Source organism: Agrobacterium sp. P15N1-A (assembly GCF_044626815.1).
GTDB classification, from domain to species: domain Bacteria; phylum Pseudomonadota; class Alphaproteobacteria; order Rhizobiales; family Rhizobiaceae; genus Agrobacterium; species Agrobacterium leguminum.
In genome coordinates this window covers 532,328-553,122 of the sequence record NZ_JBIUPF010000003.1, presented here as the reverse complement: position 1 = coordinate 553,122, position 20,795 = coordinate 532,328, and the positions used below count along the sequence as shown (strand labels likewise).

Sequence of the window (20,795 nt, the reverse complement as noted above, 5' to 3'; positions counted from 1 at the left end):
CAGTCTGGAACATGGCCGAAGCCTGCCGGCCGGGGTTCATGGCCCCGGCCGGCAAAGGCTCACCATTGCGGCTTCGGAATGACCGGCTTTGCCGCGCCTGAACGGTCTGCCGGCGCAATCGCCACGAAGCGGTCACCCTGCCATTGTCCCGCCCACCAGAGCTGGCGAAGCTGGTTGTCTTCAAGCTTGACCGGGCCGATGACGGTGTCGAAGCTTCCCGTCGAAAGTTCATTTGCGACCGCCGCCTTGTCGAGGCCGACGCGTTGAACGGACTGGGCCAGCATTTCGAGGCTCGCATAGGTGATGGCGCTTGCCCAGCTGTCCGGCTTGGCGCCGATAAAGGCCTCGTGGCTCTTGAAATAATCCTCGATCCTGTCGCTGCTGCCATCAACGCCGCCGATACTGATCACGCCTTCCTGCTTGCCATCGGAGACCTTCGGGAAGATCGGGAAAGCACCGCCGACGCCGACATAAAGAACCTTCGGGTTAAACCGGGCCGTCTGCGCCTGTTTCGTCACCGCGAAACTGTCGGGCGGATAGGAAAAGGCGATGAAGCTGTCGGCACCGCTCGCCGCCGCCTCGTTCACCAGTGCTGCGAAATCCGAAGTGCCAACCGGATAGGTCTTGTCATAGGCGAGTGTGAAACCCGCTTCCTTCAGCGCCGGTCGCGCAGCCTTGATGAGATCGATGCCGAAACCGTCAGCCACGGAAATCACCGCGACCTTGTCATTGATCTGGCCAGCCTCGCGTGCGGCTTTCAAAACCTCAGCCAGGGCATTGGCATAATCATGGCCGCCGCCCAGCATCCAGAAGCTCTTCTTCCAGCGCGCGGCAAATTCGGGCGCCTTGTCGGTCACACCAGTAACCGCAAGCTGCGGATAACCGAAGCGCTCATAAAGCGGTGCGACGGCCAGATTGAAGCCCGTGCCCCAGGGCGGCAGAATGAAATCGACCTTGTCCTGGCTGGCCAGACGTTCGGTGAACCGCACCGCATCCTCGGCCGAGGAACGGTCGTCATATTCGACCACTTCCACCGGCAGGCGCTTGCCATCCGGCAAAGTGAGGCCGCCGGCATCGTTGACCTCCTTCACCCATAATTTGTAGTTTGGAATGGTGGTGATGCCAGCACCTGTGGCATTGGCGCCGCTTTTTGAAACGGCATAACCGATCTTCACCGAGGTACGGTCCTGCGCATTGGCAAAACCGAAAGATACCGCCGACAGGGCAGCACCGGAGAGCAGGCAGAACAGCGTTCTGCGCTTCAGACTATTCATGATGTTCCTCCCAAAGCGCCTTATCGGGGTTGCCGTTCTCCTCAAGGTTTTCCCCTGCGCTGAGTAAAGTTTAGCAATGACAGCCACATATAAAATGCACTAGTGTAGCGCATTATTGTACTTTTGGAGGTTGAATGCCGCTGCACAGCCAGATTGCCGGCAATCGCGCTGAGATAACCGCACGCACCCTCTCCTCGTCATTGCGCGTATCGGAGTTGCGGCTGGAATCGGACAGTGCCCATCTGCTTCTCCTTTCCGCCGGTGAAGCGGAAATTCTCCAAGGTGAAAAGACGCTGCCGGTCTTAGCACCGGGGCTCGTCTGGCTGCCCATCGGCCCCGCCGGCCGCCTGCGCCTGAATGCCGGAAGCCGTGGATCGCTGCTGAGGACGAGCGAAATCGGGCTTGCCCATGCGATGCCCACCGGCACGAGCGCCAGCGCCGTGCGCAACATATTACAGCGTGTTCTGACGCAGGCGCCGGCGGAAAGAGACCGGCAGGAGCTGGCGGGTTATCTCGAGACCATCGCCAGCGAAAACGTCCGCGCAACGACCGGTTCGGACACGATCATCGCCAGCCTGCTCTCCGTTACCCTCATCCGCATCTGCCAGCACGCCATCGCCGATATTGCCGCTGCCATCTCCACCCCCGGCAGCCTTACCGAACGGTTCGTCCTGCTGGTAAGCCAGCACAAACGCGACCAATGGGGCGTGGATGATTATGCTAGATATATGAGCGTGAACCGTGAGCGCCTGGGATTTGCGGTGCGCAAGGCCACGGGGCTTTCGCCGCAGGCCTATATTCACCGGGAGTTGCTATCCGAAGCACGCGACCTTCTTCTCAACTCATCGCTGCAAGTTGCTGAAATCGCCTTTCGATTGGGCTTTCAGGACCCCGGCTATTTCAATCGTTTCTTCACCCGCAACGAGGGCACGTCTCCCGGACGTTTCCGCCGGGCCGCAATGCGGATGCAGAACGTGCCGCCGCCATCCTATGCGGCGTGGCCGTGACCTGACAGGCGGCTGAGAATTAGGCCGCTTCCAGTTCCTTGATATTGGCAAGGTCCGCTTCCAGCCTCACAGCAGCCGCCTTAATGTCAAAGGCGTTCTGCAAGTTCAGCCAATATTCCGGTGTGGTCTTGAAAAATTTTGCCAGGCACAAGGCGGTGTCGGCGGTGATGCCGAGTTTCTCTCCCGCAATCCGTTCTATGCGGGTGCGCGGAATATTGAGGTGCCTCGCGAGAGCGTATGCCGACATCCCCAGCGGCTCAAGATAGAGTTCCCGCAGGATTTCGCCCGGATGGATCGGAGGCGATTTACTGATTGTCATGCTCGCTGGCCCTCCTTGGCCGATTTGTCATGAGCCTCTCCACGAGAATGACAGACGAGTGATAGTCGGTTATTTCCACGCTTTCCGGCCCTGCTTCCGCCCAGACGAAGCAGATGCGCCACTGCTTGTTGACCCGGATCGAATATTGCCCCTCACGGTCGCCGGACAGCTTTTCTAAACGGTTCCCGGGCGGTGACCGAAGGTCTTCAACCGTGGGTCGCCGCATCCAGAATCGTGAGTAGTTGCTGGGCGCAACGTACCAGATCGCCGGGAAAGCCCTTATTCACAGATCCGTCGTCAATCGATGCGGTCAGCTTGTTTTTGAAAAAACGGATCATTGCTGGCCTCGTGATGTTGGTATCATACGCACAGAAGTCAACAGTATCGTATCTTAAAGAGATACGCCTATTGCCACCCCGCCACCGTTCGATGCCGCCCGATCGGCAGCATCATCGGCTTGCCAGAGGTCGGATCCTTGATGACCCGGCTTTCGATGCCGAAGACGTGACGGACATTCTCCTCCGTCAATACTTCCTCCGGTGTGCCGAAGACATGCAACTTCCCGTCCCTCATGGCGACGAGATGATCGGCATAACGGGCTGCGAGATTGAGGTCGTGCAGCACCATGACGATGGTGGTCTCCCGGGCGTGGTTAAGGTCGGTCAGAAGGTCCAGCACCTCGACCTGGTGGCTGATGTCGAGGAAGGTGGTCGGTTCATCCAGCAGCAATATGTCTGTCTGCTGGGCGAGCGCCATGGCGATCCAGACGCGTTGCCGCTGGCCGCCGGAAAGCTCGTCCACCGGCCGCTCGGCCAGTTCCACCGTATCGGTGGCGACAAGGGCTGCGGCAACGGCCTCGTCGTCCTGTCGTGACCAGCGGGCAAACAGGCCGTGATGCGGGTGCCGGCCACGGCTGACGAGATCGGCAACCACGATGCCCTCCGGCGCTATCGGCGATTGCGGCAAAAGGCCCATGCGCCGTGCGAGGTCGCGCGAGGCAAGACGATGGATCGATTTCCCGTCGAGCAGAACCTGGCCGGCGCGCGGCGTGATGAGCCGCGACATGCTGCGCAGCAGGGTGGACTTGCCGCAGGCATTGGCGCCGACGATGACGGTGATCTTCCCGCGCGGAACGGTGAGATCCAGTCCCTCGATGATGAGGTTTTCGCCGTAGCCGGCCGACAGGCCGTTCACGGAAAGGGAGTGGCCGGTCATAACGAGCCTCCGCTGCGGTTGACCCGCACGATCAGGTAAATCAGATAGGGCGCACCGAGCGCGCCGGTAACGACGCCGACCGGATAACGGCCCGGCAACAGGAACTGGCCGCAATAATCGCCCACCAGCACCAGCGCCGCCCCAATCAGCGCCGCAGGAATGAGCAGCGAGCCGTTGCTGCCGACGATGCGCGCCGCAATCGGCCCGGAGAGGAAAGCGACAAACGCGATGGGACCCGAGACCGCCGTTGCAAAGGCGATCATGCCCACGGCGGCGATGATGACGATGATCCGCGTTCGCCCCACCCGCACACCAAGCGCTGCAGCGGCATCGTCACCCAGTCTCAACGCTTCCAGATCACGCGCACGGCTGAGGAGCAGGCCGCCGAAAAGGATGAGCGCGATGAAGAGCGGCAGCAACTGCGCGATTTTCGCGCCGTTGACGCTGCCGGTCAGCCAGCGCATCGCCTCCTGCAACGTCCATGCCGGCGCGACGGAGAGGATATAGGCGATAAAGCTCTCCAGCATCGCTGAAACGCCGATGCCGACAAGGATCAGCCGCGTTCCGGCCACGCCGTTGCGGAAGGACAGGAGATAGACGAGAAGCGCGACGCCAAGACCGGCGGCGACGGCGAAGACCGAGACCAGCGGCCCGTTCATCTGCAGGACGACGATGGCGAAAACGGCTGCCGCACTCGCGCCGGAACTGATGCCGATAATATCGGGGCTGGCGAGCGGGTTGCGCAGCATGATCTGGAAAGCGACGCCGCCAAGCCCGAAGCTAAAGCCTGCCAGAATCGACAGCAGCGCGCGCGGCAGGCGCAACTGCCCGACGGTGAAGGTGACGCCGGCAATGTCCTCCCCCAGCAAAACCCGAATGACATCGCCGGGCGGCGTGAAAGATTGCCCGAGCATCAGCGTTGTTGCGAAAGCGGCAATCAGAAGCGCCGACAGGGCGGCGATGACAAGGCGACGCCGGCGCTGGCGGGCATGGCGATTGAAGACGAGATTTTCGATGACGGGAGCGTACATGGTCACAATTCACGCACCCTCTGGCGTCTGACAATCCAGATGAAGAAAGGCGCGCCGACAAGGGCGGTGACAATGCCGACATCGAGTTCCGACGGCCGCGCCACGATGCGCCCGACAATATCGGCGGCAAGCAGCAGACACGCCCCGCCAAGCGCCGAGAACGGCAGCAGCCAGCGATTGTCCACACCGACGAGCAGGCGGCAGAGATGCGGCACCACCAGCCCGACAAAACCGATCGGCCCGCAAATGGCGGTGGCCGCACCGCAGAGCAGAATGGCGCCGAAGGAGGCCACTGCTCTCGCCATCGCAACATTCTCGCCGAGCCCGGCGGCGAGTTCGTCTCCGAGCGCCAGAGAATTCAGCTTGCGAGCCGAAAGCAGGCTGATGATGAAGCCGGCGGCCAGAAAGGGCAGCACGGTCTCAATGCGCTCGAAGGTCGCCCCGCCGACGCCGCCGATCTGCCAGGAGCGGATGCCGCCGGCAATATCGCTGCGCGGCAGAACGACGGCGATGACGAGTGAGGAAAAGGCGACGGAGGTGGCGGCACCCGCAAGTGCGAGTTTCAGCGGTGTCGCCCCGCCCCGCCCCAGAGAGCCGACAACATAAACGAAAACCGCCGATACCCCCGCCCCGGCAATTGCGACCATGATGAAGGCATGAGCCGAGGCAATGCCGAACCAGACGATGCCGATGACGACGGCAAGCGACGCCCCCATGTTCACACCGAGAATGCCGGGATCGGCAAGCGGATTGCGCGTGACGCCCTGCATGATCGCCCCGGCCAGCCCGAGTGCGGCCCCGGAAAGCAGGGCAAGCAGCGTGCGCGGCAAGCGTACGGCAACCGCCGCCTCTGCAACCGTCTCGACGCGGCCGCTGAGCCCGCCAACAATATCCGCAAAAGAGACGTCACGCGTGCCGATGGCGACGGACAGCGCACAAAGCAGCGAGAGAAACGCCAGCACCGCGCCGAGCCAAGCCGTTCGCACGCGGTTGGAGCGGCCGGCGAGCAGCACGGCCGTCGCTTTGCCGTGTCCAGACGTTGTCACTGCGATTTCCCGGAGGATTTGTCGGCAGCCTTTGCCAGAAGATCGGCATAGTCCTTCAACACCCACGAAATCGACAGCGGCGTGGGATTGGAGGCGGTGCCGAGCGGGTCGCGACCCAGCATGACGATGGCATCGTTGGCAACGGCCGGCATGCGGGCGAGAAGCGGATCGGCTCGCATGGCGTTCAGCAGCGGCTCACTGCCATAGGTCACGACGATATCGACATCGTCGAAGGCATCCACACGCTCGGCGCTGACGCCGGCGGCGAATTGCCCCGGCTTCGTGGCTTCCACGACGCTTTTCGGCGAGGCAAGTCCAAGATCGGCGAAGAACTTCACCCTGGTGTCATTGGCCGTATAGAAATTGACGACGCTGAGATTGGTGGCGTCGAGATGGGTGACGAACATGGCTGACTTGCCCCTCAACTGCGGGTGGCCGGCAACGACCTGCGCGATTTCACCCTCGATGCGTTTGATGAGCGCCTCACCGTCCGCGACCATGCCAAGCCCGGCGCTGTTCAGCCGGATCATTTCGCGCCAGTCCGTAGCCCAGGGAGAAACGGGATAGGCAACGACAGGGGCGATCTGGCTCAGCGTATCGTAGTCGGACTGGCTGAGTCCTGAATAGGCGGCAAGGATGACATCCGGCTGCGTCGCCGCCACGGCCTCGAAATCGATGCCGTCACCCTCGTCGAACAGCACCGGCTTTGCCGCGTTGAGTTCGGCAAGCCGCTTCGCCACCCATGGCAGCAGGCCATCGCCGTCATCATCGCCGAAATTGGCCGCCGCAAAACCGACAGGCACGATGCCGAGCGCCAGCGGCACCTCATGGTTGGCCCAGGCGACAGTCGCGACCCGCTGCGGTTTCTTCGCGATCGTGGTCGTGCCGAAAGCATGTTTGATGACGACGGGATAGCTGGTCGTCTCCTTCGCCGAGGCCATATTCGGCGCGATCATCGACAGGAAAAGCACAAATACCGGCAGGAGGCAGCGGAACGGGCGAAGCATTGGCGAGCTCTCAAAAGTTCAAAAGTGGACTTGAACTCTCAGCTTCAATTGCCTCCGTCAAGCCCAGGCAAGAAATGCCGTCGCAACAGCGGTGAAATTTCCGGGGTTTTGTACAAAACCGCAAAAAGTTACAATACCGGACAAACTTTCTCAAGTTATTGGGCGCTTCGAGAGTGGGCCGTGGAAGCGGCGATCGGGGCATCAACTTCTGGAACATACCAATGAATATCGAAACCGAAGGCAGACACCGCAAAACCGCGCGACGTCGTTATCAGGATGCGGCGCTGCTTGCCTGCACGGCGCTTGTCGCCACCCTGCCCGGCACCTTGCTGGCGCAGGAGGCTGCCAACACAAACAGCAGCACGGTTCTGGAACGGATCACCATCGAAAGCGGTGACAATGACCAGAAGTCCATCGTCGCCACCCGCACGACGAGCGGTAGCAAGATGGCGACCGATATTCTCGACACACCGGCCTCCGTTTCCGTCATCACCGCCAAGGAAATGCAGCAGCGCGGCGTGCAGACCGTGGAAGAAGCGCTGCAATATACCGCCGGTGTGACAACGGATTTTTACGGCTCCGACGACCGGTTCGACTATTTCAAGATTCGCGGTTTCGACGCTTATACCTATCGCGACGGGTTGACGCTTGGCCGTCCCTTCGGCGCGCTGCGCGAGGAAACCTATGCCTATGAGCGCGTGGAAGTGCTAAAGGGCGGCAATTCCACCACCTTTGGCGTCTCAGATCCCGGCGGCTCGGTGAATTATTCCACAAAGGTGCCGAAACGCACCCGTTTCGGTGAAGCTTATGTCACCGGCGGCTCCTATGGCCGCGCCGAAACCGGCTTCGACTTTGGCGACAACATCACCAGCGACGACACGCTGTCCTATCGCCTGACCGGCAAGCTCAGAAATGCCGATGCGGAATATGACTATTCCCGCGATGACGAGAAATTCTTCATGGGCGGCCTGACATGGCGTCCCACGGACGTCACCAGCCTTACCGTGGTTTACGACCACCTCAACAAGGATGGCGTTCCGGGCGGCGGCGGCCATCCCGTCGGCTCGCATTTCGACCGGAGCCGCTTCTTCGGCGAACCGGACTACAATTATCGCGGCACAAACCGCAATTCGCTGAGCGTGATGTTCGACCACGATTTCGGCTCCGGCCTGACGCTGAGTTCCAACGCCCGCTACAGCAAGGCGAATACAGACTTCGGATACGCCTATATCTCGTCCACGCCGACCAACGGTTCGACAATCGCCGACCGGTCCTATTTCGGCAACGACACCGAGACCGAAAACTTCCTGATCGACACGCGGCTGCAATACGATACGCGGTTTGAAAATGTCGAAAGCCGCAGCCTCGTCGGCGTCTTTTATAACGACTACACCTCTGGCAGCAAAAGCTACTTCGGCGCAGCGCCGAGCATCAACTGGATGAACCCGGTTTATACCGGCGCACCCGCTTCAGTGCCGCTCTATGCCGACTCCCTGACGGACCAGAAGACCAGGGCGATCTATCTCCAGCAGGACTTCACCTTCTTCGACAGGCTGATCGTCAGCGCCGGCCTGCGCAACGACTGGATCGACACCGACCAGACCAACCGCCTGCGCGGTACCTCGGCCAGCGGCGATATCAGCGAACTGACCAAGCGCATCGGCGTGTCCTACAAGATCACCAATGAGATCGCGCCTTATATCAGCTATGCTGAATCGGTGGTGCCCGCATCGGGACTCACCGTTGAACCGGAGCGCGGTGAGCAAATCGAACTCGGCGTGAAATATCGTCCGGACGCTTTCCCAGCCCTGTTCACCGCCTCGATCTACGATCTGAAGAAGAACAACATCACCGTCACCAGCCCGATCACCAGCCTGCCCACGACCATCGGCGAGGTGCGCGTGCGCGGTCTCGATCTCGAAGCCAAGGCGGAAGTGACCGACAATCTCAGCCTGACGGCGGCCTATTCCTATCTCGACGCGGAAATCACTGAAAACGGCACCGGCGGCAATGTTGGCAACCGGCCGCAATTCGTGCCCGAGCATCAGGCTTCACTGTGGGTCAACTACACGCTTGCAGGCAACGACCATTTCGGCGACATGACCTTCGGCCTCGGCGGCCGCTATACCGGCGCTTATTATTTCGACAACGCCAACAAGGTCGAAACAGGAAGCAGCGTGACCGTGGATGCGGCGTTCAGCTACAAGATTCAGGAAACCGCTTCGCTGGACGTCAATGTTTCCAACATCTTCAACGAAAAACACGTCTCTTATGGCGGGTTCGGCGCTGACTTTTACAATCCCGGCCGGGCGTTTTCCGTGACCTTACGAAAGACATGGTGAGCGGATATATTAGCAATATTTTTCAATATATTGTACTGTTTTCCTAACACACAACGTCATCCTCGGGCGTGTCCCGAGGATCTAACCACGTTTCATCTAGTCTGAAGTTGGCAGATCCTCGGGACGAGCCCGAGGATGACGTGGAGAGAGGCTCGAGGAATGCGCCAAACCGCTGATCATGGGCGGCGCAGGGTCGACCGCTATCAAAGAAGCCTGTGCAGCCGTCGCCAGGCGGCCGGCGTGTTGCCCACGGACTGGCGGAAAGCCTTGGTCAGATGGGCCTGATCGGAAAAGCCAAGCTGGGCGGCGATATCGGCCACCGTCAGATCGCCTTCCAGCAGAAGTTTCTGGGCGGCATTGATGCGCCGCTCCAATTGCCATTGCAGCGGCGTCTTGCCGGTGGTCTGGCGAAATACGGTGGCGAACCAGCTTTCCGAAAGCCCGACGATATCGGCCATCTCGGCAACCGTCATACGGTCGTCGCCACGCTTTTCGACCTGGGCAAGAAGCTTGTTCAACTGCGCCTGCGTCAGCCTGCCATTGGCCTGCTCCGGCGAAGGGCCGGGAATATCCAGCAGGCCGGCGACGATGCTGCCGACGAGGCTTTCCGCATAGACCGCATGTTTCGAGGGTTCAGCCAGCTCATCGACAAGCAGGCCGGCAAGGGTTTCCACCGAACCGATATCCTGTATCTCGACCGGACGGCGCAGCGCCGTCATCGCCGCCGAACTGCCGACCGAGGGCGACAGGAAACGCAACAGGCGATCCTTGTGAATATGCAGGTTGAGATGCGAGAACCGGTGCGTGGCGCTGCTGCTCGTCCACATCGGCACGCCGGCCGGCACATAAACCGCCCGTGTCATCGGCCGCGAATGGTTGGTGAATTCGCCATTGCGGTTGGACATGCTGATGCGCGATGAGACATCGTTGAAAAAGATCATGATGCGCGGATCGGCGGCCAGATAATAACCCTTGGCTCCCATCTGGCTTTCCGCTTCCCAGAAAGCACTGACCAGCCCGTCGAACTGGCGCCACTTCACCGGCGCAGTAACGCTGATCCCTTCCGTGTGCCAGGTCATGGAATGCCAGAAACTCACTGCGGGTACCGTCCGGTTGTCGGGTCTGGGTCGGGTGAAATCAAAAGACGGGCGCATCGCGCCAGTCATCGCGTTTCGCTCCAATAACATGACTTATCAATTCATGTTAATAGCAAAGATCGTTATAAAGTGAAACATTCGCTGCGGCGACCGCGCTGGAACCTCTGCTCATGACGGCCGTTGAACTCCTGACAGAAGTGCAACAACGGAGATTACCATGGACAGCAAGAAGGAACCGGGCGACTTCGCAGACAAGAAGCGCGAGGAGCACGGCCGTGGCGTGATCGTGGCTGGGCCGGACGCGCATGAAAACGAGAAGGACGGCAAAGCCCCGTCGCCAGACGCCGGAAAAACCCCGGCCGGCAAACCGGTTCCGTTCTCGGACCGGCGATAGGGAAACCGTCCTGCGCAAACAAGATAATGAGGCCTATAGGCCTCCAGCAATCTTTCGCCGTCACGGCAACCGTTGCGCCTTGGCGGTCGATATAACGCAAAACACCTCCCCGATTTCCCGGGGAGGTGTTTATTCTTAAACAGCCGGATTTTTCTTACAGAAGGTCGAAACGGTCGGCGTTCATGACTTTCGCCCAGGCGGCAACGAAATCCCGCACGAATTTCTCCCTGCTGTCATCCTGCGCATAAACTTCCGCATACGCACGCAGAATGGAGTTCGATCCGACGACGAGGTCCACACGGGTCGCGGTATACTTCGTCACACCCGTTCTGCGGTCGCGAATCTCATAGAGATTGTTACCGGTCGGAACCCAGGAATAGGCCATGTCGGTCAGCGTGGTGAAGAAGTCCGTCGTCAGAGCGCCGGGCTTGTCAGTGAACACGCCATGCGCCGCACCGGCGTAGTTGGTACCGATGACGCGCAGGCCGCCGATGAGCACCGTCAGTTCCGGCGCGGTCAGGCCAAGAAGCTGGGCGCGGTCCAGCAGCAGCTCTTCCGGGCTGACGACATAGTCCTTCTTGATCCAGTTACGGAAACCATCCGCCAGCGGCTCCAATGGCGCGAAGCTGTCGGCATCCGTCTGTTCGGCGGAAGCATCGCCACGGCCGGGCGCGAAAGGCACGGCGATATCGAAACCAGCCGCTTTCGCCGCCTGTTCCACACCGTAATTGCCGGCCAGAACGATCACATCCGCGATGCTCGCGCCGCTTTCACCGGCGATCTGTTCCAGAACGGACAGCACACGGGAAAGACGGGCGGGCTCATTGCCTTCCCAGTCCTTCTGCGGTGCAAGGCGAATACGTGCGCCATTGGCGCCGCCGCGCTTGTCCGAGCCGCGGAAAGTGCGTGCGCTGTCCCAGGCGGTCGAAACCAGATCGGCAATCGGCAGGCCGGAAGCAGCGATCTTCGCCTTGACGGCAGCGACATTGTAACTCGTGGAGCCTGCCGGAACCGGATCTTGCCAGATCAGGTCTTCAGCCGGAACATCCGGGCCGAAATAACGGGACTTCGGTCCCATGTCGCGGTGGGTCAACTTGAACCAGGCGCGGGCGAAGACGTCAGAGAAGTGGTCCTGATCGTCCTTGAACTTCAGCGAAATCTCGCGGTAGATCGGGTCGACCTTCAGGGCCATGTCGGCATCGGTCATCATCGGGATGGTGCGGATCGAGGCGTCCTCGACATCGACAGGCTTGTCTTCTTCAGCAATGGTGATCGGCGCCCATTGCGATGCACCGGCGGGGCTGTGCGTCAAAGTCCACTCATGCTTGAACAGCATGTCGAAGAAGCCGTTGTCCCACTTCGTCGGCTCGCTCGTCCACGCGCCTTCGATGCCCGATACCACGGTGTCACGGCCAATGCCGCGGCCCTTGGTATTGATCCAGCCAAGACCCTGATATTCCGGGCCTGCGGCTTCCGGATCGGGGCTGAGGTTGGCGGCGCTGCCATTGCCATGCGACTTGCCGATGGTGTGGCCGCCGGCGGTGAGAGCCACGGTCTCTTCGTCGTCCATGCCCATGCGGGCAAAGGTCTCGCGCATCTGCGCCGCTGTCGCCAGCGGATCGGACTTGCCGTTCACGCCTTCCGGGTTGACGTAGATGAGGCCCATCTGCACGGCGGCAAGCGGGTTTTCCAGCGTCTCTGGCTTGCTCACGTCGCCGTAACGACCGTCGCTCGGCGCCAGCCATTCCTTTTCGTCACCCCAATAGGTGTCCTTTTCCGGCGCCCAGATATCTTCGCGGCCGAAAGCGAAACCGAAGGTCTTCAGACCGGCGACGTCATAGGCAATGGTGCCGGCGAGCGCGATAAGGTCGGCCCAGGAAATCTTGTTGCCGTATTTCTTCTTGATCGGCCACAGAAGGCGGCGGCCCTTGTCGGTGTTCACGTTGTCCGGCCAGGAGTTGAGCGGGGCAAAACGCTGGTTGCCGGTGTTGGCGCCGCCGCGGCCGTCAGTCACACGGTAAGAACCCGCCGCATGCCAGGTAACGCGCGCCATCATGCCCACATAGCTGCCCCAGTCCGCCGGCCACCAGTCCTGGCTGTCGGTCATCAGGGCGCGCAGATCGGCCTTCAACGCTTCGACATCGAGCGTCTTCAGGGCTTCGCGATAGTTGAAGGAGGTGCCGAGCGGATTGGTCTTGGTGTCGTGCTGATGCAGAATGTCGAGGTTCAGCGCATTCGGCCACCATTCGGTCACCGATTTACCCGAGGCCGTGTTGCCTCCATGCATGACAGGACACTTGCCAGCCGGTTTTGAAGTTGCGTCCATTTCGCCCTCCGATGGGTTTAACAATTAAACGAAATAATCAATTCGACATGTGCAGCGTTGAGAGCCAGAGCCAGCGGCAGGTCATGGGAAAACCGTGCAGCGACGCTGGTAACCTCTCACAGCTACAGCTTCTTTCTGTCATGAAGATGACTAACAGCCGGGTTCCATAATTTCCAATTGTATATTCTAAAGGCTGCGATATGCTGAGCTTATGATTGCGCTCTCCATGAAACATCTCCGTTATTTCGACGCTCTGGCCAAGATCGGCCATTTCGGCCGGGCGGCGGAGGCATGCGCCATTTCCCAGCCGGCGCTGTCGCTGCAGATCCGGGAGCTGGAGGAACTGATCGGCGCGCCGCTCGTCGAGCGGAGCAGCCGCCAGATCCGGCTGACCGCGCTTGGCGAGGAATTCGCCGAACGCACCCGCTCGATATTGCGTTCGGTGGATGAGTTGCAGGATCTGGCGCGGGCGCGGCATGGGCCGCTCAGCGGCCGCCTGCGCATCGGCGTCATTCCCACCGTCGCACCCTATCTTTTACCACAGATTATCAAGACACTCACGCGGCATTATCCCGGACTGGAGGCCCGCCCGCGCGAAGCGGTGACGCAGAAACTCATCGAGGACCTTCTGGAAGCCCGGCTGGACATGGCGATCGTCGCCCTGCCCGTCTCGGAGCCGGCGCTGGAGGAGGTTCCGCTGTTTTCGGAGGAATTCATTCTGGTGCGGCCGATGGAGGATGCGGGCATGCCGGTGCCCAGCGCCGACAAGCTGGGCGAAATGCGCCTGCTGCTGCTCGAAGAAGGCCATTGTTTCCGCAACCAGGCGCTTTCCTTCTGCAGCACGACCAATGCACCGCCGCGCGTGCTGATGGAAGGTTCCTCGCTCTCCACCCTCGTGCAAATGGTCGGCGCCGGCATCGGCGTCACCCTCATTCCGCAGATGGCCGTCGATATGGAGACAAGGCAATCCACGGTCTCGGTGTTCCGGCTGGCGGAACCGCGCCCGTCGCGCACCATCGGCATGGTGTGGCGCAAGAGCAATCCGCTCTCGGCGCAGTTCAGCCACATCGCCGAAATCGTCCGCGAATGCGGGCTGCAGAAACTCGGCCTGTCTTGAAGACGATAGACACATCAATATCAGGAAAGCGAATGTGAGCAGGCCGAATTACCGCGATATCGCCCGTCTCGCAGGCGTTGGAACCGCCACGGTCGAGCGGGTGCTGAACGGGCGCGGCGGCGTTCGTGCCGAACTCGTGGAAAAGGTCGTTCTTGCCGCACGCACATTGGATTATCCGCGCACCCTGCCGGAGACCCACCGCGGGTTGCTGCGCATCGAAGTGCTGATGGTACGCCCGGAAACCACCTTTTACAGGCGGCTTTCCAAGGCCTTCGAAAGAATTGCCGCAACGCTCGACCCTCTCGTCGTTGTCCACCGCAGCTTCGCCGAAGAGATGAAGCCGGAAGAGCTGGCGAGCCGCATCACCGCCGCCGCAGAGGCGCGCGCCGGCCTTATCCTCGCCATTCCGAGCAGCCCGGCGGTCAGCGCCGCCGTCGAGGCGGCGGTGGCGCGCGGCGTGCCGGTCGTGCATGTCGTCACACGCGCCTCGGCGGAAAAGGGCGAATTCATCGGCATCGACAACGGCGCGGCGGGACGGACGGCGGCGCATTTCATCACCCGCATGGCGCGCCAGCCCGGCCCGGTCATCGCGCTCTGCCATCCGATCTATCAGGTCCACCGCGACCGTATCAGCGGCTTTTCCGATTACTTCCGCGATCATGCCGGCAAACATCGCTTCGAATGGCTGGGCTTTACCCGTGATGACGAATATTACAGCGCCGAGGCCCTGCGCATGGCGCTCGATCTCTATCCCGACATGGCCGGACTTTATAATGCCGGCGGCGCGAATGCCGCCCTGATCGACGTTCTTCGCCGGCATCCGCGCGGCGGCGAGATATTCTTCGTCGGCCATGAATTGACCGATTATACGCGCAAGGCCCTGAATGACGGCATCATGGATATCGTGCTCGATCAGGCCCCCGAGGCGCAGGCCCGCCGGGCGCTGGACCTCGTCCTTCGCCGGATCGGTCTCACCGATATCGAGCCCGATAACGCGTCCATTCGCTTCGTCACCATCACCGCCGAAAGCCTTTGATCTGATTTGATCAAGGAAGGCTTCGGCGTTCACCACCCGCCCTGCTAATTTCTCTTCAGGGAGGAAAGCCGCAGAGCGCGAGAAGCGCCGGGCGGCCATGGCGTGCAGACGCCCTTCTTCATCGTGAGAACTTGCGCGGGCGCATCGGGAGCGATCGTCCGAAGGAGAGCGCTATGGACGATCTGAAATATGGAACGCGTAACAAGCGTGGCGACTGGGCGCCCAACCAGCCGGTGGAAACAGCACCGCTCTTTGCCTTTCCCCCGCGCCTCGTGGCGGTGCTGAAGTGGCTTCCGCATTATTTTTTCCCGTGGAATGCGATCTTCGCACTTTCGGCTGTCGCCTATTGGGCCTTTGTCATTCCACCGGTCGAAACCATGGCCACGCTCGGCATCGGCTGGATCGCCTGGCTTTATGCCGTCAATGCGGTCTGCGTTTTCCTCTTCTACGGCGGTTTCGAACTCCATCTCTATATTCTCAAGCGGCAGGAAAACCGCTTCAAATATAACGGCAAGTTCCCCGCTGAACAGAAGAGCAAGGCCTTCTGGTTCGAGAGCCAGAACCTCGACAATATCCTGCGCACCTTCCTTTCCGGCGTGACGATCTGGACCGCCATCGAAGTGGCGATGTTGTGGGCCTATGCCGATGGTTATGCGCCATGGCTCAGCTTTGCCGAAAATCCGTGGACGCTCGCCGCCGTGGCGCTTGTTGTGCCGATCATTCACGAATTTCACTTCTTCTGCATTCACCGGCTCATCCACATACCGCTGCTTTATAAATGGGTGCATTCCGTCCACCACAATTCGGTGAACCCGTCGCCCTGGTCGTCGCTCTCCATGCATCCGGTCGAGCATGTGCTCTATTTCGGCACCGCCTTTTATCACCTGATCCTGCCGTCCAATCCGGTCCTCATGCTTTACCAGCTGCATTATGCGGGTTTCGGCGCGATCCCCGGCCATGTCGGCTTCGACAAGGTGGAGATCGGCGAGGACAAACTGGTCGATAGCCATGCCTATGCACATTACCTCCACCACAAATATTTCGAGGTGAATTACGGCGACGCCCTCATCCCGCTCGATAGGTGGTTCGGCACCTGGCACGACGGCTCAGCCGAGGGGGAAGCCCGCATGCAGGAACGCTATCGCAAACGCAAAGAAAAACTCGCAGCCCGCAAGGCGCGCAACACCATCGGGGAGGCAGCCGAATGAGCTGGGTTTCAGCCTGCAAACTGGAAGACATCGAGCAGGAAGGCGCGATCCGCTTCGACCACGCCGGACGCACCTATGCGATCTATCGCGGTCCGGATGACAGCGTTTATTGCACCGCCGGTCTCTGCACCCATGAGGCGATCCATCTTGCCGAAGGGCTGGTGATGGATTTCGAGGTGGAATGTCCCAAGCATTCCGGCGCCTTCGATTATCGCACAGGCGAAGCCCTGCGGCTGCCCGCCTGCGAAAATCTGAAAACCTATCCGGCGCAGGTGGTGGACGGCGAAGTACGTGTCACCATCGGATAGGCCGAGCTTTCTAGCAGGCCCGAAAGGGCCTCCGGAATGCACCCGGGCGGCCCGGCGCCCCAAGGGAGGACGACATGAAATCCATCTGTACCATGGCCGCTGTGGCGGTCCTTTTCGCGGGCACGGCATCGGCCGAGACCATCGGCGTTTCAATGCAGAGCTTCGACAATAACTTCCAGACCCTGCTGCGTGAGGGGCTTGGCGTCCGGGCGTCGGAGGTCGACGGCGTCAAGATCCAGGTCGAGGACGCGCAGGCCGATATTTCCAAGCAGCTCAACCAGGTGAATAATTTCATCGCCGCAGGCGTCGATGCGATCATCGTGACGCTGGCGGATACTTCGGCCGCACCCGGCATCAGCGATGCCGCAGCCAAAGCGGGCATTCCGCTGGTCTACCTCAATCTCGAACCGGACAATGTCGCCAAACTGCCGGAAAAGCAGGCCTATGTCGGCTCGCGGGAAACCGATGCGGGGCGGCTGGCCGGCGAAGCGGCCTGTTCGCTGCTCAATGAGAAGGGAAAGGCCGCCGACGCGCAGGCCTATATATTGATGGGCGATCTTGCCCATCAGGCCTCACGCGACCGCACCTCGTCCTTCAAGCAGGCGCTCACATCCGGCGACTGCAAGGCCGTCACCATCGCCGATGAGCAATCGGCCGCCTGGACACGGACAACCGCCATGGACATGACGACCAACTGGATCACCGCCGGCCGGCCCATCGACGTCGTCTTCGCCAATAATGACGAGATGGCGATCGGCGCGGTTCAGGCGCTGAAGGCGGCCAGCGTTTCGATGGATGATGTGATCGTCATCGGCATCGACGCCACGCCGGACGGGCTCGCATCCATGGCCGCCGGCGATCTCGACGCCACGGTGTTCCAGAATGCCAGGGGGCAATCGACAAGCGCGCTCGATGCCGCCGTCGCCCTGATACGCGGCACGCCGGTCGACAAACAGGTCATGGTGCCTTTCGAACTGGTGACGCGGAAAAACATGACCGATTACGCCAGCCGAAACTGATCCTCCCCCAGCCGGTGCGCCCTTAAAAGTGCGCCGGCCCCTTCTCACGGAGATACCATGGGCGCAATCGTCATCATCGGCGCCGGCGAGGCGGGCACACGTGCCGCCTTTGCACTACGCGAAGCGGGCTTTGCAGGCAACGTCACGCTGGTCGGCATGGAGCCGCACCCACCCTATGAACGGCCGCCGCTTTCCAAACCGCTTGAAGGTGCGGTGCGGATGAAACCCATCTGTGCCGACGGAGCGCTGGAGGCTGCCCGTATCTCCTATCGTCAGGGCGTATCGGCGACCCGGATCGACGTGAAAGACCGTCTTGTGACGCTCGATGACGGGCAGACGCTCGGCTATGACAGGCTGCTGCTCGCAACCGGGGCGCAGCCGCGAAAATTAACCTGCCCCGGCGCGGGGCTGGCGCTGGATTTCCGCACCCATGCCGATGCGCAGGCGATTTTCTCCCGCACAGACAATGGCGCGCGGATTGCGATCATCGGCGGCGGGCTGATCGGAATGGAACTTGCAGCGGTTCTGCGTGGCAGGGGACTTGCGGTCAGCATCATCGAGGCCGCAACACGGCCGCTCGGCCGCGCGGTTCCCCCACATCTTGCGGAACGGATACATGCGCGCCATCTCGAAGAGGGCGTGAATTTCCATCTGGGACAGGGCGTTTCGGAAATCACGCCGGAAGCAGTCTTGCTTACCGAAGGCGGGCGCGTGCCGGCCGATATCGTCGTCTCCGCTATCGGTGTCCTGCCCAATGTCGCATTGGCACAAACGGCAGAGCTTGCGACAGGCAATGGCATCCTGACCGATGCGTTTCTCCGCACCAGCGATCCCCATATCTTCGCGGCGGGCGATTGCGCGGCCGTTTTCCAGCCTGGCGGCGGACATATCCGGTTTGAAAGCTGGCGCAATGCCCGCAGCCAGGCGGAGGTCGCAGCGCGTAACATTCTTGGCGCAAACGAGGCCTTCGCCGCCCTGCCCTGGTTCTGGTCGGATCAATATGATCTCGGCCTTCAGGTCGCGGGCCTGCCGCTGCCGGAGCATCAAAGCGTCACCCGTCCGCTGGGCGATGGCGAACTGGAATTCTACCTTCAGGACGGCCGCCTTGTCGCCGCCGCCGGGCTGGGCACCGGCAACAGCGTCGCCAGGGACATAAAACTGGCCGAGATGCTGATTGCCGCCGGCATCAATCCCGATCCGGCGGCCCTTGCCGACCCCGGCGTCAATCTCAAATCATTGCTGAAAAGCGCGCGGGCGGCCTGATGCAGAAATTGCTCGTCTTTCAATCGCTGTGGGCCATGGAAAGGCTCTCCGGCAACAGCCATGAACCCGGCCTTGAGGAAAACATAGCCCGGATCGCCGCAGCGGGTTTCGATGGCGTCAGCGCGCATTATACCGACCGTGCGGATGTGCAGCGTCTCAACAGGGCGATACGCGGCACGGGCCTTCGGATCGAAGGTGTCTGCTTTCCACGCAGTATCGAGGATCTGCGCCACACGCTGGCGCTGGCGCAGGAATTTCCCGTCAGCCATATCGATCTGCAGGCGGATATTCGTCCGCGCCGGGTGGAGGATTGCCTGCCGCTTCTTGACGGCTGGATGCGGCTTGCCGAAGAGGCGGACGTTCCCGTCTTCATCGAAACCCATCGCAATCGGATCACCAGCGATCTCCTGTTCACGCTCGACCTTCTGGAACGGCGGCCTGAACTGCCGCTGCTGGCCGATCTGTCCCACTATCTCGTTGCCCGCGAATTCGCCTTTCCAGTCGAAAATGAAAGCCAGCGGCAGATCCGCCGCATCCTTCACAATGCGCAGGCCTTTCACGGACGCGTCGGCTCCTGCGAGCAAATCCAGATCGAGATTTCCTTCGCCCATCACCGCCCATGGGTCGATCTGTTTCTGAACTGGTGGGACTATGGCTTCCGCCACTGGCGATCGCTTGCGCCAGATAATGGTGAGCTGGTCTTCACCTGTGAACTCGGCCCCAGCCCCTATGCCATCACCGGCCGGGACGGCAGCGATTCCACCGACAGATGGATGGAATCGCTGCAACTCAAGACGATGGCGCAGACGCTATGGGCGCAAACCGCTCATTCTGCGAGCAGGATCGCGACCGTCTCCGATATCAACCGCTGATGCTATCGCCCCGCGGCCTTTGCGTGTCTGTCGGTCCATTCGGGTGGCGCACCGAACTTGTCAGCCACCATGCCCTGCAGGCCGCGCGACCGGCCATAGGCATCGCATTCGACATATTTCGGTTTTCCACCCAGAGCGGACCGGATTCGATGGCCGGAGGGGATAGAGAGGTTCAGCCCGTCGGAGACCTTGCCTGTCACCAGAATGCGCGAGAAGTAGTTGGAGAAATCGGCCGCAAGCTCGTAGGCATCTCCGATTTCCGAGACGCGGGCGTTACCCGTGATGGAATTCGCGCCCTTGGACCAGACGGCTGCGGCGCGCTGGACGCCGGTGCTATCCACCGCCTCCGCCTCGACAGCGAGGCCGCCAAGCCCGAATGGAAGACGCGGCACGCTGACCGGCAGGACGAAGCCGCTGCCGAGCGTCACGGCCGTCGATACCCCGGCCATGGTCTTGTCGGTCGGCACCAGATCGGTGATGACCGTGCGCACCGTCATGTCCGCCGGCTGGCCCAGCGCGGCAATCCGGTATTTATCGCTGAGCGCCACGCAGATGGCGCGATCCAGCGCATTCGAAACAAGGACACGGTCCTTTTCGGATGTGACCCGCGACGAGGCCGCGAAGGAGAAAGTGGTCGGCACGATGGCGACGGTCTTGACCCCGGCCAGTCCGTTAGCGTCCACGAAGGTGCGCGATTTGGTGAACTTGCCCTTTACCGGGCTGAGTTGCGCATAAGAGGTCAGCGTACCGCCTTCCTTGAGCGGCACGGACGTGCAGCCGGACATGATGATGGCAAAGGGCAAGGTGGCGAAGGCGACGCCGCGACTGCGGGAGGCCCTGTCGCCGGAAGCCCGGGCAAACAGACTGCACTGTTGTTTCACTGCACGTACTCCAGTTGGGATGGTTGATCCTGT

General features: G+C 61.1%; 19 protein-coding genes and 1 pseudogene. 10 read left to right on the top strand and 10 right to left on the bottom strand.

Translation table 11 applies throughout. From position 1 onward, the window contains the following. Positions 1–59 precede the first annotated feature (59 nt). Complete coding sequence (locus ACIK7D_RS14365; protein ID WP_400156616.1) at positions 60–1,274, bottom strand: amino acid ABC transporter substrate-binding protein; 1,215 nt, start codon at positions 1,272–1,274, stop codon at positions 60–62. A gap of 134 nt (positions 1,275–1,408) precedes the next feature. On the opposite strand from ACIK7D_RS14365, the gene ACIK7D_RS14360 reads away from it, so the two are divergent. Then, on the top strand, positions 1,409–2,281 hold the full coding sequence (locus ACIK7D_RS14360) for a helix-turn-helix transcriptional regulator (protein ID WP_400156615.1): 873 nt from the start codon (positions 1,409–1,411) through the stop codon (positions 2,279–2,281). Between the two features lie 19 nt (positions 2,282–2,300). On the opposite strand, the gene ACIK7D_RS14355 is transcribed toward ACIK7D_RS14360, so the two are convergent. The 6 genes and pseudogenes from ACIK7D_RS14355 to ACIK7D_RS14330 form a co-directional block, all read right to left on the bottom strand. Next, positions 2,301–2,600 (bottom strand): HigA family addiction module antitoxin, encoded by a 300-nt coding sequence (locus ACIK7D_RS14355; protein WP_400156614.1) that lies wholly within the window; start codon positions 2,598–2,600, stop codon positions 2,301–2,303. A gap of 58 nt (positions 2,601–2,658) precedes the next feature. Beyond that, positions 2,659–2,938, bottom strand: a pseudogene (locus tag ACIK7D_RS14350) (type II toxin-antitoxin system RelE/ParE family toxin); the annotation flags it as partial. A gap of 67 nt (positions 2,939–3,005) precedes the next feature. After that, on the bottom strand, positions 3,006–3,815 hold the full coding sequence (locus ACIK7D_RS14345) for an ABC transporter ATP-binding protein (RefSeq protein ID WP_400156613.1): 810 nt from the start codon (positions 3,813–3,815) through the stop codon (positions 3,006–3,008). Further along, positions 3,812–4,846 carry an iron chelate uptake ABC transporter family permease subunit gene (locus tag ACIK7D_RS14340; protein ID WP_104679990.1) on the bottom strand — a complete coding sequence of 345 codons (1,035 nt, stop codon included), beginning with the start codon at positions 4,844–4,846 and terminating at the stop codon, positions 3,812–3,814. The genes ACIK7D_RS14345 and ACIK7D_RS14340 overlap by 4 nt, the downstream gene beginning before the upstream one ends. A 2-nt stretch (positions 4,847–4,848) precedes the next feature. Further along, complete coding sequence (locus tag ACIK7D_RS14335; protein ID WP_400156612.1) at positions 4,849–5,892, bottom strand: FecCD family ABC transporter permease; 1,044 nt, start codon at positions 5,890–5,892, stop codon at positions 4,849–4,851. After that, positions 5,889–6,899 carry an iron-siderophore ABC transporter substrate-binding protein gene (locus tag ACIK7D_RS14330; RefSeq protein WP_400156611.1) on the bottom strand — a complete coding sequence of 337 codons (1,011 nt, stop codon included), beginning with the start codon at positions 6,897–6,899 and terminating at the stop codon, positions 5,889–5,891. Before ACIK7D_RS14330 ends, ACIK7D_RS14335 begins: the two co-directional genes overlap by 4 nt. 221 nt (positions 6,900–7,120) lie before the next feature. Here ACIK7D_RS14330 and ACIK7D_RS14325 point away from each other — a divergent pair, with 221 nt between their 5' ends. Further along, positions 7,121–9,241 carry a TonB-dependent siderophore receptor gene (locus ACIK7D_RS14325; RefSeq protein WP_400156610.1) on the top strand — a complete coding sequence of 707 codons (2,121 nt, stop codon included), beginning with the start codon at positions 7,121–7,123 and terminating at the stop codon, positions 9,239–9,241. 203 nt (positions 9,242–9,444) lie between these two features. Here ACIK7D_RS14325 and ACIK7D_RS14320 read toward each other — a convergent pair whose 3' ends face one another. Next, positions 9,445–10,338: an AraC family transcriptional regulator gene (locus tag ACIK7D_RS14320; RefSeq protein ID WP_003521761.1), complete on the bottom strand. Its 894-nt coding sequence runs from the start codon at positions 10,336–10,338 to the stop codon at positions 9,445–9,447. Positions 10,339–10,555: 217 nt separating this feature from the next. On the opposite strand from ACIK7D_RS14320, the gene ACIK7D_RS14315 reads away from it, so the two are divergent. Beyond that, positions 10,556–10,732: a hypothetical protein gene (locus ACIK7D_RS14315; RefSeq protein WP_400156609.1), complete on the top strand. Its 177-nt coding sequence runs from the start codon at positions 10,556–10,558 to the stop codon at positions 10,730–10,732. A gap of 154 nt (positions 10,733–10,886) precedes the next feature. On the opposite strand, the gene katG is transcribed toward ACIK7D_RS14315, so the two are convergent. Next, positions 10,887–13,058, bottom strand: coding sequence for a catalase/peroxidase HPI (gene katG / locus ACIK7D_RS14310; protein ID WP_135397591.1), 2,172 nt, complete (start codon positions 13,056–13,058; stop codon positions 10,887–10,889). 211 nt (positions 13,059–13,269) lie between these two features. On the opposite strand from katG, the gene ACIK7D_RS14305 reads away from it, so the two are divergent. The 7 genes from ACIK7D_RS14305 to ACIK7D_RS14275 all read left to right on the top strand — a co-directional run bounded on the left by ACIK7D_RS14305 (position 13,270) and on the right by ACIK7D_RS14275 (position 19,881). Further along, positions 13,270–14,175: a hydrogen peroxide-inducible genes activator gene (locus tag ACIK7D_RS14305; RefSeq protein WP_135397590.1), complete on the top strand. Its 906-nt coding sequence runs from the start codon at positions 13,270–13,272 to the stop codon at positions 14,173–14,175. A gap of 34 nt (positions 14,176–14,209) precedes the next feature. Continuing rightward, positions 14,210–15,211: a LacI family DNA-binding transcriptional regulator gene (locus ACIK7D_RS14300; protein ID WP_400156608.1), complete on the top strand. Its 1,002-nt coding sequence runs from the start codon at positions 14,210–14,212 to the stop codon at positions 15,209–15,211. Between the two features lie 173 nt (positions 15,212–15,384). Further along, the gene (locus ACIK7D_RS14295; RefSeq protein ID WP_400156607.1) at positions 15,385–16,419 is read left to right on the top strand and encodes a sterol desaturase family protein; all 1,035 of its coding nucleotides are present in this window, start codon (positions 15,385–15,387) and stop codon (positions 16,417–16,419) included. Beyond that, the gene (locus ACIK7D_RS14290; RefSeq protein WP_080853473.1) at positions 16,416–16,727 is read left to right on the top strand and encodes a MocE family 2Fe-2S type ferredoxin; all 312 of its coding nucleotides are present in this window, start codon (positions 16,416–16,418) and stop codon (positions 16,725–16,727) included. The genes ACIK7D_RS14295 and ACIK7D_RS14290 overlap by 4 nt, the downstream gene beginning before the upstream one ends. Positions 16,728–16,801: 74 nt before the next feature. Further along, positions 16,802–17,746: a substrate-binding domain-containing protein gene (locus ACIK7D_RS14285; RefSeq protein WP_400156606.1), complete on the top strand. Its 945-nt coding sequence runs from the start codon at positions 16,802–16,804 to the stop codon at positions 17,744–17,746. A gap of 57 nt (positions 17,747–17,803) precedes the next feature. Further along, positions 17,804–19,009, top strand: a complete 1,206-nt coding sequence (locus ACIK7D_RS14280; RefSeq protein ID WP_400156605.1) for an NAD(P)/FAD-dependent oxidoreductase — start codon at positions 17,804–17,806, stop codon at positions 19,007–19,009. Continuing rightward, complete coding sequence (locus ACIK7D_RS14275; protein ID WP_400156604.1) at positions 19,009–19,881, top strand: sugar phosphate isomerase/epimerase family protein; 873 nt, start codon at positions 19,009–19,011, stop codon at positions 19,879–19,881. Before ACIK7D_RS14280 ends, ACIK7D_RS14275 begins: the two co-directional genes overlap by 1 nt. Positions 19,882–19,883: 2 nt before the next feature. Here ACIK7D_RS14275 and ACIK7D_RS14270 read toward each other — a convergent pair whose 3' ends face one another. Next, complete coding sequence (locus ACIK7D_RS14270) at positions 19,884–20,762, bottom strand: DUF3313 domain-containing protein (protein ID WP_400156603.1); 879 nt, start codon at positions 20,760–20,762, stop codon at positions 19,884–19,886. Positions 20,763–20,795 lie beyond the last annotated feature (33 nt).